Origin of the sequence: Caproiciproducens galactitolivorans, assembly GCF_026672255.1 — a bacterium.
Classification (GTDB): domain Bacteria; phylum Bacillota; class Clostridia; order Oscillospirales; family Acutalibacteraceae; genus Caproiciproducens; species Caproiciproducens galactitolivorans_A.
Window position 1 is genome coordinate 26136 of the sequence record NZ_JAPOHA010000003.1, and the last position, 18009, is coordinate 44144.

Here is an 18009-nt window from a genome sequence, read left to right on the forward strand (position 1 = left end):
ACGCGAATTTCAAATTTATTTTACGGCGCTGTCCACCATGCCCTTGATAAAATATTTTTGCAGGAAGAGGAACATGAGGATTACCGGCAGAATCGCCAGCAGCGCACCGGCGGTGGCAGCGTTCAGGTTGCTTGTGGTCTGCGAGAAAAACGAAGAAATCGCCAGCGATACGCTCTTCATGGAGGGTTTCTGAAGCATGTAAAGGGAAAACTGGTAGTCGTTCCAGCAGTGAATGCCCGTAAGAATGACCACCGAGGCGGTAACCGGCTTCAACTGCGGCAGAATAATGACAAAAAAGGTGCGCACCGGACCGCAGCCGTCAATCGAAGCCGCCTCATCCAGCGCCCTTGGAATGGATGAAATAAAGTTGGAGTAAAGATAAACGCTCAAGGGAAGCTCAAAGGTAACAAGCACCATAATGATGCCCCAGTAGCTGTTCACCCCATGGATTTGCACCATGGTGGAATACAGGGAAACAAGAATGCTCAGCGGCGGAACCATCATGATCCCCAAAATAAAGGATTTGATGCCCTTATTTAAACGGGTGCGCCGCCGCGCGAGCGGATACGCCGCAAACGCGCCGCAGATGACGATCAGGAAAACGCTGCAAACGGTGATGAAAGTGCTGTTGGACAGCGCCAGAAGAATTCCGCCCTCGTGGATGGCAGTATCAAAATTCGTCCAGTTTATCTGTGCAGGGAATTTCCAGTAGGAACTGACATCGGAGGGTGATTTCAGCGCCACGCAAATCAGGATGTAAATAGGGGCGAGATAAACCACGGCAATGAACAAAGCAAGCAGAGTGCGCCATACATTTTTAGATTCTGTTTTCATCACATGGTCACCTCTCTCTTATCAAATCTCTTTATAAAGAAGTTGCTGATCAGCATGATGAACAGGAACGTGAGCAAGCCGATAGCCGAAGCATAGCCTGCGTTTTCGCTGCCGAAGTAGGTACGCTGCACCAGCGTGGAAAGCGAGTTGGACGCGTAACCGGGTCCGCCGCCTGTGAGCGCCATGATCACATCGAACAGTTTGAGGCCGCCAATCAGATTAATCATGACCGCGGATGAAATGGCGGGCATCAGCATGGGCAGGGTGATGTAGCGCAGGCCCTGCCAGGGCCCCACGCCGTCGATGCTGGCAGCCTCGTAATACATGGTCGGGATGCTTTGCAGGCCCGCCAGGTAGATCACCATGGAAACGCCCACAAACTGGAAAGCGTTGATGAGCATAATAATAAAGACGGCACGCGTCCCGTCGCTCATCCAGTCCACGGCCTCTTTGCCGAACAGAGCCAAAATGTCGTTGATCGCGCCGCGGTCGTACGTAACAAAGAAATACATAATATATCCCATGATCAGGGGAGCAATCATAACGGGCATATAAATGATTGCCCTGCACACGGAACGGCCCCGAAATTTGTGGTTCAGCAAAAGCGCGAAGGAAAGCCCCAGCACGGTTTGCAGGAATGTACTTCCAAACCCGTAAATAATCGTATTTATAAACGCGGTCCCAACATTATTGTCGGTAAAAAAGCGAATATAGTTGGCTAACCCGACCATGGAGTATTTTTGCGAATAACCGTTCCAATTGGTAAACGACAGAAAAACACCCTTGATCAGCGGAAAAACCACAAAAATCAAAAACAGGAGAATAGCCGGTATGTAAAATAAATTAATGATGGCCTGAGAGTGAAATTTTTTTCTCATAGCTCGTTTCCTTTCTGCCATCCGCACGGGGATTGCTTGAAGATGCAAGTACTTGTTTTGTAAAAAAACGAGGGTAGAAAATTCTACCCTCATTTTTGTGCGCAAATGATGGAATCATTTTTGAGAGAATTTATCGTTGAAGTTTTGCTGCATAATTTTGCCCGCGTTCACAACGGCATTATCTTTGCCGGCAAGGATATCGGCACCTGTGGAGCACATAACATCCCACATGCCGCTCGGCAGGTATTCTCTGTCGAAATACGGGAAAGTTTTCACATCTTTATATTTCTCGTAGTATGTTTTTATATCGCCGATGTTGCTGTCAACACCGTTCAAACCGGCCGGGTTTCCGGAAGCGGTGGCTACCTGGGACATGACTTCCGGCTTTGCCAGATAGTTGAGCAGTTCAATAGCGGCGGCTTTTTGCGGGCTGTCCTTCCACACGCCGACAGCGATTCTCTCGCCGGCGATGAGGGACGGCTTGTCGTCCGGGCTGTTGGACGGAATCGGCATCATGCCGAGATTTGCGTCTTTGTTAATTTTCCTCGCGTCAACGATGGTAGAGTTTCCGTAGAATTCAAATGCTGCTTTCTTATTGGCAAGCGCTTCCACATCGCTGTTGTAGTCCGATGTCAGCACATCTTTGTTGAAGTAGCCGGCCTTGGTCCACTTATCCATCAGTCCGGCAACCTTCTCCCAGGTTTTGGGATCGAATTTTCCGGCCTTCAGATCGGCTCTTTTGTTGTTCTTTTCATCCGTCACGAAAATGGATGGGGCAACCCAGTCGCCGAATTGACCGATGGTCCAGCTGTCCTTTCCTCCCATGTGGATGGGGGAAACACCCTTCGCCTTGATTTTTTCGCAGGCTGCTTCAAAATCAGCCCAGGTCTTGATGTCGTATACGCGCACACCGGCATCATTCAGAACGTCCACGTTGTACACAATACCCGCAATATCGCTGTCCATGGGCAGCACATACATTTTCCCTTGCTTATCCGATATGACCGGCTTCATCTGGCTGGAAATGTCCTTGGCAAAGGGCATGTCGTTCACGGGCTCCAGATACTCACTGTAACGGGCAACCGACCAGCCGTGGGTGGTGAACAGATCCGGCAGCTCATTGGAGGACATCTTTGTCTTCATCAGTTCCTCATAGCTTTTACCGGGAGCGGAAAACTCGACAGTGTAGCCGGTTTCCTTTTCGAAATCCTTCAGTACTTTTTCCAGCGCACTGGCCTGCTCGCCGACGACGTTGGTCATAAAGGTAAGCTTTACATCCTTCTTCGATGCATCGGAAGGCGCCTTAGAAGGTGCCTGGGAAGACGCCGTGCCCCCCTGCGCGCAGCCGGCCAGCATGGTGGCGGCAAGTATTCCCGCTAAAAAGACACTCAATATTTTTTTCATGGTTTCTCCTCCTGATTCTTTATTTGTTGCTCAATTTCCAGTTTTAATTATAATGGATTTTTTCCCCTGTGCATATGCTGCAAAACTACACTTTTGGTACTGTTTTATACAGTTTATCAATGTCGCACTTCAAATATATAGCATATGTGCTATAATGATTTTACTCATTTCAGAAGGGACGGAAAAAGGATGAAACTTAAAAAAAGCTTCCGCTTAAATCTGTATCTTCTCTTTACCGTCAGTATTATTTTCCCCATATTTCTCATTTTCGGAATCTTTACCTGGTATTATAATCAACAGACTGTCTTACAGGATCGGCGTCATGTTTCCAATATTTTAACGTCCATGTCCAAAAATATTGAAATCAGCTTCAACGAGCTGGAGCATATCTCTTTCACGCCGTACCTGTATAAAGATGTTTTAGGTTGCATGACTTATATGAAAAACGGCTATTTGGAAAATCGGCCGGATTTTCTGGAAGTGAATCGCTTGGAAGAGGTTTACAACCTTACTTTTACCAAGCTGATGTACAGTTCTTCCAACCATATTTTAGGGATCGGTTTTTACCCCATGTCAAAGCAGGACAGCTTTGTCTACCAGCTGGACCACAACACAGCCGGCCTGCAAACCCTTTCTCAGCCGGGCTACTTTTCCGATGCCCTGTTTTTGTCCGCCAGGAAGGCGGGAGGTAACCCGCTATACACACCCTTTCATACGCAGCCGGGAAAATACAATTCAAAAGAATATTTTTCCATTGTCCGTATGATAAAAGACTTTGATTCCCAAAAAGAGATTGGGGTTTTGCGCATTGACGCTTCCACGGAATCCCTGAAAAATGTAATTGACCGGGTTGATATTCCCGGTAAATCGCGTGTTCTTTTGGTGGATGACCTTGAGCATCTTATTTACAGTTCCGGGGACATCGATCCGGCCATTCTGACGCAGCTTTCCAATCGTGACACCGTCAGCGCCAACGGCGACAGTTACCTTGTTACCCGTGAAAAAATCCCGCGTTTCGGCTGGAGCCTGATTTATCTTTCTTCTAAAAAGGACATTCTCATTTCAAATGCGCAAACCTATTTACTGGCTTTTGTGCTCATGATTTTTGCCGTGCTGATTTCTTTTTTCATCTACTGCCGCGGTTCTTCCAAAATGGTTTCTTCCGTTTCGAATATTCTGCAAACCATTCGAAAAATACAAACCGGCGACCTTTCTGCAAAATCCACGGTAAAAGAGACCAACACGGAGCTGGCGCTGATTTCGGACGCGCTCAACGAAATGGCTCGGCAGTTGAACGACCATATCATTCGGGAATATAAAGCGGTCATCAGCCAGCGCAACGCCGAATACATCGCGCTGCAATCGCAGATCAACCCGCATTTTCTGTACAACACTTTAAACGGCTTTATCGCACTGAATCGGATGGGCGAACGCGATACCTTGGAAAAGGCAATTCTCCAGCTGACTCATCTGTTCCGCTACACCTGTAAAAACGAGAGCATTTCCACCGTAGGACAGGAACTTGATTTTGTTTCCCGTTATCTGGAACTGCAAAAGCTCCGTTTCGAAGACCGGCTGAATTTTCGCATCAGCATTCAGCCGGAAGCGGAAGAGCTGGAAATTCCCAAGCTTTTGATACAGCCGATTGTGGAAAACTGCATCGTGCACGGAATGGAGCCGCAGGACGACCCCATTCACATCGAAATCAGCGCGGAAACCTGTACGGACGCGCTTTCCGGAAAATGCCTGCGGCTGGTTGTTAAGGATGACGGACTGGGGTTCGATCCCGGAAGCGTCAAGCCTGCTTCTTCGCGGGTCGGGCTGGAAAACATTCGTGACCGGGTCGAGCTGTTCAATCCCCACGCCTGCTTTGTTTTAGAAAGCGCGCCGGGGAGAGGTACGCAATGCGTTATTCTATTTCCAATTCAAAAATAAAATTTATGATTTTAGGGAAGCACCGATTTCATAAGGATGTGCAAATGGCTAAGATGATTTTTGTTCTTGCCGGGCAAAAAATCAGCCGGTCAGATACAATTTGGAATAAATCAGTGGTTCCTCTTAACATTGACTGAAAAAGGAGGTCTGGCAATGGTAATTTTAATAGCAGATGACGACCGGTTGATCCGCTTTTCTTTAAAAAGCATGCTGTTGGACATCGTTTCAGGCAACACGAAAATTATCGAAGCAAAAAACGGACAGGAAATGGTAGAACAATGCGCCCAAAATCACCCCGAAATCGTCTTTGCAGACATCAATATGCCCCGGCAGGATGGAATTTCCGCAATCGCGCAATGCCGAAAGCTGTCGCCTGCCACACAGTTTGTTGTACTGACTGCTTATTCCGATTTCAATTACGCGAAAAAATGCATCTCCCTGCAAGTGTCGGACTATATACTGAAACCCATTGACTGTGAGCAATTAAATGAGCTGATGAAACGGCTTGTAAAAAATTTAACGGATACACAGGAAACACGTAATTCCAAATTTCAAGTGGATTTGATCGACCTGTTCCAGCTGTGGGATGAAGCCGGCGCCAAGGAAAACGAACAATATGAGGAAAAATCCGATTATTACGGATTTGTGTTCTTCATCGATTGCGCCAACCGTTCCGAACTGTATGCTAAAACTTATCGGAATCTGCTCGCCAACGTGAAAGTGCTGGGAAGCGAATTTATTCACAAGAAGCTGTTTTACGCGATACTCAATTCCAAAGAAGGAGTTTTACGCACCATTTTCAAAGATGAAGGCGATAATTTTCACTGGATTCTTCTTCGGGTTTCACAGATCTGTGCCAATCTTTCCAAAGACTGCCTGGTTTCCTGCTTTTATGTGCGAAAGCCGGATCTTTATTCGCTTTATCTTGGCTGTGAACAAATTGAACACCGCCAGTACCTTCGGTTCCTGTACCCGCCCCGCAAGGCGCTTGCGCTGCCGGAAACGGAGGAAGAAAAGAGCGTTGTTATTTTTTTGAAACGGGTGTCCGACCTCTTGCTGGCCTTTCAAGATGTGAATCAAATACGCTACCGCCATGCGGTAAACGACCTTCAGCACATGGCCCCCGGAACTTTAAAAAAGATTAATCTGGATTACATATCACAGCACATCTGTGCGGTCATCGGAGCGAAGGTCTCCAGTAAAGACCTAAAAAGTTTTTGCAGTTCGCTGTTGGAAATCCAGGCGCTCATGTACCGCCAAGCCAATGTACATCCTTCGGGAAAAATCGACCAGATCAAGGAATATATTTCGCAAAATTATATGGACGACATCAGTATCAACATGATTGCGGAAAAATTCGACTTGACACCAAATTATCTGAGCAAGCATTTCCACGAAAAATCCGGTGTAAAATTCATCGATTACCTGACCAATGTACGCATTGCGAACGCAAAGCGCATCCTCATACAAAACAGCCAGGTTTCTATCAAAGACGTTGCCATTATGGTCGGGTATCATAGTCCGCGGCATTTTGCCAGTATTTTTCAAAAAAGCACCGGCGATTACCCTTCTGAGTTTCGCAGGAACTATCAGAGAAATTCCGGTGAAGATGGCGGCAAAGAAGGCAAATAACAACAGCGTCAAATACAAAAACAGCAGCTAAGGCGGCAATACCTTGACTGCTGTTTTTCTGTTTTGAAGTTGATTTTACCCGAAATTTTGCTATGATAGGAAATATACAATGTTAACAGGGGAGCAGTATTTTACCGGGGCAACAAGATTAAAAAAACCGGGATAGGTGAATTGCTTCAAAATTTTTTGCATTTGCGGTCATAAGCGGCCTTTCGGCTCAGCAGGAGATTTCGGATTTTCACCTGATTGGCTCAGCGTTAATTCTATCGCGGGTATCTGCAAGCCGATTCTTGTATCTGCTGTGAATTTTACCGAATAAGAACGTATTCTATGAGGAGAGTTGTATATGGACAGTTGGTGTAAAGTCTTAATTGTGGAAGACGAATATATTACACGACAAGGTATCCGAAATATGATTGACTGGTATGAGGAAGGATTTGAAATCGTAGGGGAAGCCTCTAATGGAAAAGATGCGATTGCCATGGTGGAAAAACTCAGGCCGCATATTGTGCTGACGGATATTGTTATGCCGGTTATGGACGGCCTTGAATTGGAAAAAAGTTTAAGAACAAAATTTCCGAAAATCCAGGTAGTTGTTCTCAGCAGTTACAGCGATTTTGATTATGTAAGAGATTCGTTCCAGAGCGGAGCGGTCGACTATATTTTAAAACCGACTTTGAACCCGGCAAATTTATTAAAAACAATGAAACAAGTGGCGTCCCGTATTCCGGGGCTGACTTTGCAGGGCCGGCAGAACTTATCACTGGCAAGGTCCATTGAGCAGCTGCTGTCCGGTTACGCTGAACGGGAAGCGAAGGAACAATTGGAATCCGCTTTTCAAAATTCCGGCTTCCTTTTAGTGGGAATGGATATTTCCCGAATTTTTAGGCAGGACACGGCGGCGATCGAAAAGCAGAAAACATTACTTCCTCAAATTTTAGACAAATTGCTTGCGGAATACACCTATGTGCATCTGATCGTCAACGAATCGGTTTTCCTTCTTGTCGTCAACTTTCCTCCGTCGGAAAAAGAGTGTGTTTATCGTGCGCTGCGTCAGGCGATGGATCAGATCGGAGAACAGGAATCTCGCACTTTTTATGTTTCCAGCAGAATTTTTTCTGATATTTCGTTTCTGAAAGAAGTATACAACGGCCCCTTCCTCAGCAATCTGGACTGGTATTTCTATTATAAAGGGAAGCATTTTATGGCTGCGGAAGAATTCCGGAAGCCGAAAGAGGATACCAAATTCAATCTTATGAATTACACGAAACTGCTGGAAACCCTGCAGATCGAAAAAGCGTTGAAACTGTTGGAGAATTATGTAAACTCAATTTTAACGGAACGGTCTCTTAGCGAAATGGAGTTAAAAACACTGGTGCAGAATGCATGGTATCAGATGATTTCCGTTTTGGAGGATCAGGGATTAAATGCAGAGAATCTATCGTATTTAAAGCGGGACTGCCTGGTTAAAATTTATTCCTGCGCGTATTCGGAAGACTTTATTCAACTTTTTTCCATCCTTCAGTCGGATTTCCATACCATTATCAGCAAGTATGAGGTCAATGCCCAGAACAGCACCATGCAAAGCATTTTGAAGTATATTGACAATCATTATAACGATCAGCTCTCGCTGGCCAGCCTTGCGAAACAGTTTAATTTTAATTATTCCTATCTTTCCGTTTATTTCCATTCCCATCATTCGGAGGGTTTCAGTGAATATTTAAACCGGAAGCGAATCAACCATGCGATGGAATTATTACGCCAGGGGACGCTTCCTGTTTCCGACGTATGCGGGACGGTTGGTTTTACAGACCCAAGTTATTTTACACGGGTTTTTAAGAAATTGACCGGAACCACTCCACGGGATTACAGGAGAAAATTCGGGAAAACAGAGGAGTAATTTGAAATGAAGTTTTCAAAGCGGATTCATACGATATACCCGGGCAGCCTGTTTATGAAGATTGCGGGTGTTGTCGTAATTGGCGTACTGATTGTTTCTGTTTTTACATGGGGGGCGGCCTTTCGTTTGACAAGGCAGGGGTATGTAGAAACAATGAGCCAGTCCAATCAACAGATCCTTACAATGGTCAAGTCCAAAATAGAAACGGCAAACGACAAGATTACCGACGTGGAATTGGCGATTAACAACAGCGGGGCGTTTTCGCAGTATTTGAAGTCCGGGCCGGAAAACCCAAAGTTGTTTCATTTGGTTTACGATATGCTCAAAGAACTGAATACCGTCAAGCCGGATACGTTTTATGACATCGCGGTAGTTGGCACAAACGGTCAGTGTTATGTCAGCAATCAAACCAGCCTTTCCATTCCCGCGGAAGAACTTTTGAAGGATAAAATCACACAGGACGCACGCGAACAGCCCAACCGCATTTTATACCGCTTTGTGAAAAAGGGAATTACGCAAAATTCAAAGGACAGCAGTGCTTTTGTTGCCATAAAGGCGCTGACTTACCCCGGAACAAAAAAACCATACGGCTTCGCATATGTTGTCATGAAACAGCAGGACTTGCGCGCTTTTTTTGATAACCTGAGCAACAGCACAAACAATCTGATGATGCTGGATACATCCGGGAATATCGTGTCTTCGTCGAACGAGGAAATAATCGGCCAGAAAGAGGAAGACCTGGCACGGATTATTCAGGATATGAACGCGAAAAAAGAAACCAGCCGATACGCACAGCTGCGAAACAAACCGGTGCTTGTGCTGGCATGCCCGGTACCGCGTTGGAATTTGTACGCGGTAAGTGTTTTTGACTATGCCCGGGCGCTGAATGAATTTAACGGGAGCATTTATATTCTGGTGATTTGTTCTATCATTACCGGCGTGGTTTTAATTGTTTTGTTCCTGCTCATTCGCCAGATTATACAGCCAATCAATAAGCTGGTACATACGATGGAAAAAGTGACAAAGGAAGGACTTCCGGATCACATAGCGGTTATCGACAACGGCTATGAAGTACGGCAGTTATCCAGCGCTTTCAGCATGATGATCGATCATATCAACGATTATGTGCGTCAGCTGATCCAGCTGGAGCAGGATAAACGCCGTATGGAAATCCATACGCTTCAGATGCAAATTAATCCGCATTTTATCTATAATACGCTGACATCCATCAAGTGGCTGATCTGGCAGAAGGATTCCGAAAAAGCGGTGCAAAGCATTGACACGTTTACTCTGCTTCTGCGCAGCACGATCCGTGACAGCCAAAAATTTATTCCGGCGTCGGAAGAAGTTGAAAATCTGAAAAATTATATCTTTTTGCAAAAAATCAGGTTTGGCCAGCAGATCCAGACTGCTGTTTTTCTGAGTCCGGCCGCGGCGGATTGCCTGATGCCGAAGCTGCTGCTTCAGCCTTTTTTAGAGAACTCTTTCTTTCATGCATTTGCAAACCGGCAGCAGGGCGTAATATCCCTGTTTATTGACTGCCACGGTCAGAATCTGGTCTGCGAACTGATTGACGACGGTGTTGGCATGATGCAGAGCAAGGCGGACGAGCTGCTTGCAGGGCAGCCGGACGAGGATTGCCGGTCAATTGGTATTCGAAATGTGAACGCCCGTATTCACCTGCTGTTTGGGGAACAGTACGGGGTAAAAATCTTCAGCGAACCGGGACACGGTACTTCCGTAATGACAACCCTTCCAATCATTCGGGAAGGTAATAACGCAGATGAAGAAAATACCAATATCCAAAATAAATCCTGAATCGGCAGGAAAAGCATGATGACATCTCCTAAAAAAGATACCAATACATCTCAATATAGTCCTATGGTGTTTGTGCAGAATCATGGTAAGATAATTGCAACGATTAAGATCATCTTGCAAGCGAAAAAGTGTAAGTGCATATGAAGAAATTTTTTTAGGAGGAGTTATCTATGAAAGGTAAACGCATTGCAGCAGTTTTACTCAGCGCAGCGATGCTGGTAAGCATGGCCGCTTGCAGCGGCGGCACCGCAAATACGTCTTCTGCAGCGGCGAATTCGCAGGCCGCACCTTCATCCGCAGACAATACAGCGAAAAAACTGACGATTTGGGCATGGGATGATACGTTCAATGTAAAGGCGGCAAATGAAGCAAAGGAAATTTACGCCAAGTCGAATCCGGATGTTACCGTGAATGTTGTAAGTATGGCTCAAAACGATATCGTGGCAAAAATGAATACGGCCTTTGAATCCGGCAACATGGACGGTATGCCGAATATTGTCTTGATTGAAGATTACAGAATCCAGAATTATCTGAAATCGTATCCGGGCGTACTCAGCGATCTTTCCGACATCACCAAAACCGATAAATTCATGGATTATAAACTGAAGATCATGACGGAGAACAATAAAGTTTACGGCGTTCCCTTTGACTCCGGCGTTGCCTGCGTATTTTACCGCAGCGATTTGATTAAACAGGCCGGCTACAAGGATTCGGATATGCAGAGCCTCACTTGGGATAAGTTCATTGAGATCGGCAAGGCTGTTAAGGCGAAAACCGGTAAAGCAATGATTAACGTTGACCCGAATGACCTGGGAATTATCCGCATGATGATACAGTCGGCGGGCAAATGGTATGTCGATGCCGACGGAAAAGCCGATATTGCCAACAATGCCGCATTAAAAGAGGCACTTGCCATTTACAAAAAAATGCAGACAGAAGGAATCACCGTTACCTCTTCCGGCTGGGATGCGGGTGTAGCTGCTGTCAACGACAGCAAAGCTGCAACAGCGGTAATGGGGTGCTGGTATGCGTCCAGCATCAAAAAAGCCGCGGATCAGTCCGGTAAATGGGCTGTGGCGCCTTTCCCAAAAATGTCCAATGTCTCCGGTTCCGTTAATTCCAGCAACTGCGGCGGCGCAAGCTGGTATGTCATTGATAAGGTTCCCGGAAAAGACACTGCGAAAGACTTTTTGAGCAAGACCTTTGCATCCAACACGGATTTACTCGACAGCCTGTGTAAGGACATCAGCCTTGTAAGTACTTATAAAGACACGGCTTCCGGGAAAAACGTGAATACGCCGGATGCCTTTTTCAACAACCAGCCGATCTATAAGGACTGGAATGACTGGACCAAAAACATCCCCGCTGTCAATTATGGTACTTCCACATATGATATTGAAAGCAAAATGACGGAAGCGGTTCAAAGCATCGTGAAAGGGTCGTCAATCGATGACACTTTGAAAAACACTCAGACAGAAGTCGAAGGCATTCTTTCCGCTGCCGGCTAATAAAATTTCGAATAGCAGCCATTGCCATTGAATGGCAATGGCTGCTTTACATAAGGAGGCTTCTCGCGTGAACGGCAACCAATTTCCAGCCGACGGACAGGGAAAAAATCAAATGTGGAAAACATCGGACAAAGTAACGCATCATACTTTAGAAAAAAAATTAAACCGCTGGGGTTGGATTTTTGTCTCCCTGAGCGCCGTTTTAATAAGCGTCTTCGTATTCATTCCGATGGTCGGGGCGCTGATCATGTCCTTCCAGACAGGGAAGGGCGTCAATGCGCATTTTGGCGGTTTGACAAATTATATCCGCCTTTTTACAGACCAGACGGTAGGAAAGGCTTTGGGCAATACTTTTATTTATCTGATCATTCAGGTCCCGATCATGATCGTTCTTGCCTTGATTATTTCGGTTCTTCTCAACGACGATAAATTAAAAGGACGCACATTTTTTCGTATTGCCATCTTTTTGCCGTGCATCACTTCTTTAGTTTCTTATTCTCTCATCATGAAGAATATCTTTTCCAATGACGGTATATTCAATCAAATGCTTGCTCATATCGGGCTGTCTCCTATTTTGTGGACGACGGACCCTTTTTGGGCGAAAGTGCTGATTATTATCTCGATTACCTGGCGCTGGACCGGATATAATATGGTCTTTTATCTTTCAGGAATGCAGGGCATTGAACCCAGCATCTATGAAGCGGCTGAAATTGACGGCGCCAATGCCGTAAAAAAATTCACCCATATGACGATCCCTCTGCTGAAACCGATTATCCTGTTTACCACAATAACGTCCACCATCGGTACGTTGCAGCTTTTCGATGAAGTGCAGAATATTACACAGGGCGGCCCGGCAAACGGGACGGTCACGATTTCTCAGTATATTTATAATCTATGCTTTAAGTATACGCCGAATTTCGGGTATGCCTGCGCTGTAGCGTTCATTGTGGTAATTCTGATTGTAATTCTTTCTATGATTCAAATGAAGGTAGGAGGGAAAGATAACCAATGAAAAGGAATAAAACACTTTCGGTGCTGAAATATATTTTTTTGGCGGTCTTATCCGCTGTTTCAATCTTCCCGTTTTTTTGGATGATCATATCCGCTACAAACACCGCTGCGGAAGTAAACGCCGGGAAGTTGACTTTTGGCGCTCACTTAGCGGAAAACCTTAGCAGCCTGTTTCACAGTGACCTCCATTTTGGAGCTTCGGTTGGCAATTCTATGATTATTGCCTTGATCACAACGGTTCTGGCGCTGCTCATTTCCTCCGTCGCCGGCTATGGTTTTGAAATTTTCCGCAGCAAGGCGCGCGACCGCGTATTTAACATTCTGCTGCTTTCCATGATGATACCGTTCTGCGCCCTGATGATTCCGCTGTATCGTATGTTCGGCGCGGCAGGCAAAGCAGGTTTGACGGGTATTGGGCTGAACACGCTGTTTTCGGTCATTATGCCGTCCATATGCACCGCCTTTTTAATCTTTTTCTTCCGCCAGAATGCAAAAAGTTTCCCGAAAGATATTCTGGAAGCGGCGCGGATCGACGGGCTGAATGAGCCGAGAATCTTTATCCATATGTATGTGCCGGTCATGAAATCTTCTTATGCCGCGGCTGCGATTGTTACCTTTATGAGCAGCTGGAACAACTACCTGTGGCCGTTGGTGGCTCTGCAGGACCCGCAGAAGCGCACGGTTCCGCTCATTCTTTCCGCTATGGGTTCTTCCTATACGCCGGACTATGGAATGATTATGGCCGGAATTGTGATTGCCACGCTCCCGACGGGGATTCTTTTCTTCATGATGCAGAAACAGTTCGTCGCAGGCATGATCGGTTCGGTAAAATAAATATTTTGAAATAGGAAGTCACTTCCGTAAAACAAGGAGGAAACGATGGGAACAAGCCGTTTTGAAATCCGAGATCAGTTTTATTTAGACGGAAAGCCGTTTCAGATTATTTCCGGCTCCATCCATTATTTCAGGGTTGTGCCGGAATATTGGCGTGACCGGCTGGAAAAGCTGCGGTCCATGGGATGCAATACAGTTGAAACATATATTCCGTGGAATTTGCATGAACCGCATCCCGGCGAATTTTTATTCGACGGAATACTGGATTTTGTAAAATTTTTAAAAACGGCGCAGGAACTTGGGCTTTGGGCCATTGTGAGGCCGTCGCCGTATATCTGCGCCGAGTGGGAATTGGGCGGGCTGCCCGCATGGCTGCTTGCCGAAGACGGGATGCGCCTGCGCTGTACCTATCCTCCTTTTTTACATGCTGTGCGGGAATATTATCAGGCGCTTTTTAAAGTGCTGGCTCCGCTTCAAATTGATAACGGCGGTCCGATTCTTTTGATGCAGGTGGAAAATGAGTACGGTGCATATGGCGACGAACAGGCTTATTTGGAAGCCCTGCGTTCCGAAATGCAGAAGAATGGCGTTACGGTACCGCTTGTAACGTCGGATGGCCCATGGGGAGACTATCTTGACAACGGAAATCTGCCCGGCACCTTAGCAACCGTGAATTTTGGGTCAAAACCGGAAACACAGCTGCCTGTTTTGCAGAAAAAAATCAAGGCCGGCCCACTGATGTGCATGGAATTTTGGGTCGGCTGGTTTGACGCGTGGGGCGACAAAAAGCATCATACCGCTTCGGCGGAAAATTCCGCGAAAGATTTGGATTTCATCCTTGCAAACGGAAGCGTCAACCTTTATATGTTTCACGGCGGTACAAATTTTGGTTTTATGAACGGTTCCAATTATTATGGGCGCCTTTCCCCGGACGTGACTTCTTACGACTACGACGCGCCCCTTTCCGAAGACGGTACAATTACAGAAAAATATTTGGAATTCCGCAAGGTGATAAGCAAGTATGCCAATGTGTATCCGATGACCTTTTCGACTGAAATAGAACAATGTTCCTATGGAAAGCAGGCGGTTGCCGACCGGGTTTCCCTGTTTTCCGTCCTCCCGGATCTTGCGCTGCCGACGGAAAGCCCCTGGCCGCTTTCCATGGAGAAACTGGGGCAGAATTATGGGTATACGTTGTACCGCTCCTATTTCAAAAAAGAGGCGCAGGTTGGGAAGTTACAGCTTTTGGACACAAATGACCGCGCACAGATTTTCTTTGATCAGCAGCATTTCCTAACGCTGTACGACCTCGAACTGCAGAAAGAATATGACGTGCCTTCCGGCTTCGGGCATAGTGAGCAGATCGATATCCTTACGGAGAATATGGGGCGCGTGAATTACGGCCCGAGAATGGAGTATCAGCACAAAGGAGTTAACGGCGCGGTACTGCTCAACGGCCACGGTCATGCAGGCTGGAGAATGTATCCGCTGCCGATGGACGCTGAAATGGCTGAAAAGCTGGATTTTCGAAAAGATTATCAGCAGGGTACCCCGTCCTTTTACCGTATCCCGTTTCAGGTTGAAAAAAGGGGCGATACCTTTTTGGATTTGTCCGGCTGGGGAAAAGGATGCGCCCTGCTGAACGGTTTCAATTTAGGCCGTTTTTGGGATAAAGGCCCTCAAAAGCGTTTGTATGTTCCCGCTCCTTTACTGAGACAGGGAGAAAACGAATTGATTTTATTTGAGACCGAAGGAAAAACAGCGGATTACGTTCGGTTTTTGGCAAAACCGGAACTGGGTTGAAATTGATAATCTTTCAGCTTTGCAAACAAAAACCTGCGCATAGTGCTGAAATGAATACCGGGATCATCAAAATATATCCTTTCATTTTTTGCAGGAATTGTTATAATTATTGTATAAACTGTTTGACGGAAAGATCATCTTGCATAAGGAGCTTTTTATGGCCATTTTATATGATAATTCAAAAAAAATTTTTACGCTTCAAACACAGGATTCAACTTACCAGTTCTGTATCTCTCAATTTGGATATTTGCTGCATTTATACTACGGACGAAAAATGGAATACGGAGACGCCTCCGGCCTGATTCACACAGGGGACCACGGCTTTTGCCCCTGCCCGAACGAGGCGAAAGACGATCGTACTTTTTCCCTTGACTTTTTGCCTCAGGAATACCCATCCTTAGGAAACGGTGACTACCGAACGCCGTGCCTTGCCGTCAGCTATCCCAACGGGTCCAGCGCGTGCGATCTGAGGTATGTTTCGCACAGGATCTTCAGCGGAAAACCTGCTTTGAACGGACTCCCGGCCCTGTACTGCAACGAAGGCAGCTGCGAAACGCTGGAAATTATTCTTCAGGATTCTTCGGAACCGATTGAAGTGCATTTATTTTATTCTGTTTTTGAAACCCAGAATGCAATTTCCCGTTCATGTTCTGTTGTTAACAAGACCCGGCATGCTGTTTTTTTGGATTCCGTCCTTTCCTGCTGCATGGACTTTTACGGCGATCATTATGATTTCATGACCTTTTACGGAAGGCACGCAATGGAACGCAGTGTGGAACGCCGCAGGCTTACGCACGGGAAAACGGTGGTTGACAGTGTCCGGGGAGCGTCAAGCCACCAGCAAAATCCGTTTGTTATTCTCTGCGAACCGAACGCAGATGAGGATAAAGGGGAATGCTACGGCATTTCTTTGCTGTACAGCGGCAATTTTGCCGCCTGTGCGGAAGTTGACCAATTTGACCAGACCCGCTTTACCATGGGAATAAACCCCAACTTATTCCGCTGGAAACTTGCGCCGGGGGAAAGCTTCCAAGCGCCCGAAACGGTTTTATCCTATAGCCCGGAAGGGCTGGGCATGCTCTCCGGGCAGTTCCACACGCTTTTCCGGAACAATCTTTGCAGGGGCTGCTATAAAGACAGGCGTCGTCCCGTTTTGATCAACAACTGGGAAGCAACCTATTTTGATTTTAACGAAGATAAGCTGGTGCGAATCGCGGAGGAAGCCTCCAAGGCGGGAATCGAGCTTCTGGTAATGGATGACGGGTGGTTCGGCAGCCGGAACAACGACTGCACCAGCCTCGGCGACTGGACTGTCAACCGAAAAAAATTGCCGAACGGTCTGGATGGCCTTTGCCGAAAAATCAACGGGCTGGGCATGAAGCTCGGCATTTGGTTTGAGCCGGAGATGGTTTCTGAAAACAGCGAATTGTACAGAAAGCATGGGGAATGGTGTCTGCGGATTCCCGGGAGGCCGAATCAAAGGGGGCGTTCCCAATTTGTGCTGGATTTTTCGCGGTCTGACGTAGTGGATTATCTATTTAACAGCATTTCGGAAGTGCTGCATTCGGCGAATATTGAATATGTAAAATGGGATATGAACCGCCATTTAACGCAGGCATGGTCCGCCGGCGTTCCTGCGGAACGCGAGGGAGAAGTGTATCACCGCTATGTTTTAGGGGTGTATAATCTGCTGGAACGTCTTTTAAAAGCGTTTCCGAATATCTTATTCGAAGGCTGTGCCGGGGGAGGCGGGCGTTTCGATGCCGGGATGCTTTATTATACGCCCCAGATTTGGTGCAGCGACAATACAGATGCCATTGATCGGCTCGAAATCCAGTACGGGACGTCCTTCGCATATCCGGCCTGCTCTATGGGTTCCCATGTGTCGGCATGTCCAAACCACCAGACGGGCAGGTCGGTTCCTTTAAAAACCAGAGGGATCGTTGCCATGTCCGGCGCTTTTGGCTTTGAACTCGATTTAGAAAAGCTAAATGCCGGCGAAAAAGAAGAAATCGCTTCCCTTGTAAAGCAATACAAAAAATATTATAAATTGATTGGCAGAGGAAATTATTACCGACTTACCGACCCGCACGGGTGTGTCTCCGCCTGGCAGTTTGCATCCGCCGACCGAAAAGAGGCGCTTGTCAATATTGTCGTCACGCGCGCACGGGCAAACGCAATCCCGCCTGTTTTAAAATTAGAGGGCCTGGATGAGGCAAAATCCTACAGAATAGTTTGTGATGATTTGGAATTTAAAGATTATTATAAAGATTGCAGCGGTTCCGCCCTGATGAATGCCGGACTTCGGATTCCGAATTTGTATGGGGATTATCCGTCCCTGCAAATTCACCTGCTCGCAGAGGATGATCAATAGCGATTCTTTATCAATATAAATCCGGTGGCTGCTGCAAAACAGTCCTATGTTTCTTATGCTGATTCAGCAAGTACTTTA

Annotated in this window: 12 protein-coding genes; 9 read left to right on the top strand and 3 right to left on the bottom strand. The window is 46.5% G+C overall.

Features of this window, described 5'->3' with window-relative positions:
* Window positions 1-15: 15 nt before the first annotated feature.
* The 3 genes from OUY18_RS03305 to OUY18_RS03315 form a co-directional block, all read right to left on the bottom strand.
* Window positions 16-834, bottom strand: a complete 819-nt coding sequence (locus tag OUY18_RS03305; protein ID WP_268057290.1) for a carbohydrate ABC transporter permease — start codon at window positions 832-834, stop codon at window positions 16-18.
* Entirely contained in the window at window positions 834-1712 is an 879-nt protein-coding gene (locus tag OUY18_RS03310; RefSeq protein ID WP_268057292.1) for a carbohydrate ABC transporter permease, read from the bottom strand. The genes OUY18_RS03305 and OUY18_RS03310 overlap by 1 nt, the downstream gene beginning before the upstream one ends.
* Before the next feature lie 114 nt (window positions 1713-1826).
* On the bottom strand, window positions 1827-3116 hold the full coding sequence (locus OUY18_RS03315) for an ABC transporter substrate-binding protein (RefSeq protein ID WP_268057293.1): 1290 nt from the start codon (window positions 3114-3116) through the stop codon (window positions 1827-1829).
* A 189-nt stretch (window positions 3117-3305) separates the two neighbouring features.
* Here OUY18_RS03315 and OUY18_RS03320 point away from each other — a divergent pair, with 189 nt between their 5' ends.
* From OUY18_RS03320 to OUY18_RS03360, 9 genes are all read left to right on the top strand, one after another.
* Complete coding sequence (locus tag OUY18_RS03320; protein WP_268057294.1) at window positions 3306-5051, top strand: cache domain-containing sensor histidine kinase; 1746 nt, start codon at window positions 3306-3308, stop codon at window positions 5049-5051.
* A 153-nt stretch (window positions 5052-5204) separates the two neighbouring features.
* Complete coding sequence (locus OUY18_RS03325) at window positions 5205-6683, top strand: response regulator (RefSeq protein ID WP_268057295.1); 1479 nt, start codon at window positions 5205-5207, stop codon at window positions 6681-6683.
* Window positions 6684-7029: 346 nt separating this feature from the next.
* Window positions 7030-8583, top strand: coding sequence for a response regulator transcription factor (locus OUY18_RS03330; protein ID WP_268057296.1), 1554 nt, complete (start codon window positions 7030-7032; stop codon window positions 8581-8583).
* A gap of 6 nt (window positions 8584-8589) precedes the next feature.
* The gene (locus tag OUY18_RS03335; RefSeq protein ID WP_268057297.1) at window positions 8590-10401 is read left to right on the top strand and encodes a sensor histidine kinase; all 1812 of its coding nucleotides are present in this window, start codon (window positions 8590-8592) and stop codon (window positions 10399-10401) included.
* A gap of 170 nt (window positions 10402-10571) precedes the next feature.
* Complete coding sequence (locus tag OUY18_RS03340) at window positions 10572-11909, top strand: ABC transporter substrate-binding protein (protein WP_268057298.1); 1338 nt, start codon at window positions 10572-10574, stop codon at window positions 11907-11909.
* A gap of 112 nt (window positions 11910-12021) precedes the next feature.
* Window positions 12022-12921: a carbohydrate ABC transporter permease gene (locus tag OUY18_RS03345; protein ID WP_268057563.1), complete on the top strand. Its 900-nt coding sequence runs from the start codon at window positions 12022-12024 to the stop codon at window positions 12919-12921.
* Complete coding sequence (locus OUY18_RS03350; protein ID WP_268057299.1) at window positions 12918-13754, top strand: carbohydrate ABC transporter permease; 837 nt, start codon at window positions 12918-12920, stop codon at window positions 13752-13754. Before OUY18_RS03345 ends, OUY18_RS03350 begins: the two co-directional genes overlap by 4 nt.
* 45 nt (window positions 13755-13799) lie before the next feature.
* Window positions 13800-15557 (top strand): glycoside hydrolase family 35 protein, encoded by a 1758-nt coding sequence (locus OUY18_RS03355; RefSeq protein ID WP_268057300.1) that lies wholly within the window; start codon window positions 13800-13802, stop codon window positions 15555-15557.
* 157 nt (window positions 15558-15714) lie between these two features.
* Window positions 15715-17931, top strand: coding sequence for an alpha-galactosidase (locus OUY18_RS03360; RefSeq protein ID WP_268057301.1), 2217 nt, complete (start codon window positions 15715-15717; stop codon window positions 17929-17931).
* The last annotated feature ends 78 nt before the right edge of the window (window positions 17932-18009 follow it).

Excerpts from the sequence above, each read along its gene's own strand:
- OUY18_RS03350 (WP_268057299.1), top strand. The coding sequence starts at position 12,918 with ATGAAAAGGAATAAAACACTTTCGGTGCTGAAATATATTTTTTTGGCG.
- OUY18_RS03315 (WP_268057293.1), bottom strand. The coding sequence starts at position 3,116 with ATGAAAAAAATATTGAGTGTCTTTTTAGCGGGAATACTTGCCGCCACC.
- OUY18_RS03340 (WP_268057298.1), top strand. The coding sequence starts at position 10,572 with ATGAAAGGTAAACGCATTGCAGCAGTTTTACTCAGCGCAGCGATGCTG.
- OUY18_RS03310 (WP_268057292.1), bottom strand. The coding sequence starts at position 1,712 with ATGAGAAAAAAATTTCACTCTCAGGCCATCATTAATTTATTTTACATA.
- OUY18_RS03360 (WP_268057301.1), top strand. The coding sequence starts at position 15,715 with ATGGCCATTTTATATGATAATTCAAAAAAAATTTTTACGCTTCAAACA.
- OUY18_RS03335 (WP_268057297.1), top strand. The coding sequence starts at position 8,590 with ATGAAGTTTTCAAAGCGGATTCATACGATATACCCGGGCAGCCTGTTT.
- OUY18_RS03345 (WP_268057563.1), top strand. The coding sequence starts at position 12,022 with ATGTGGAAAACATCGGACAAAGTAACGCATCATACTTTAGAAAAAAAA.
- OUY18_RS03355 (WP_268057300.1), top strand. The coding sequence starts at position 13,800 with ATGGGAACAAGCCGTTTTGAAATCCGAGATCAGTTTTATTTAGACGGA.
- OUY18_RS03330 (WP_268057296.1), top strand. The coding sequence starts at position 7,030 with ATGGACAGTTGGTGTAAAGTCTTAATTGTGGAAGACGAATATATTACA.
- OUY18_RS03320 (WP_268057294.1), top strand. The coding sequence starts at position 3,306 with ATGAAACTTAAAAAAAGCTTCCGCTTAAATCTGTATCTTCTCTTTACC.
- OUY18_RS03305 (WP_268057290.1), bottom strand. The coding sequence starts at position 834 with ATGAAAACAGAATCTAAAAATGTATGGCGCACTCTGCTTGCTTTGTTC.
- OUY18_RS03325 (WP_268057295.1), top strand. The coding sequence starts at position 5,205 with ATGGTAATTTTAATAGCAGATGACGACCGGTTGATCCGCTTTTCTTTA.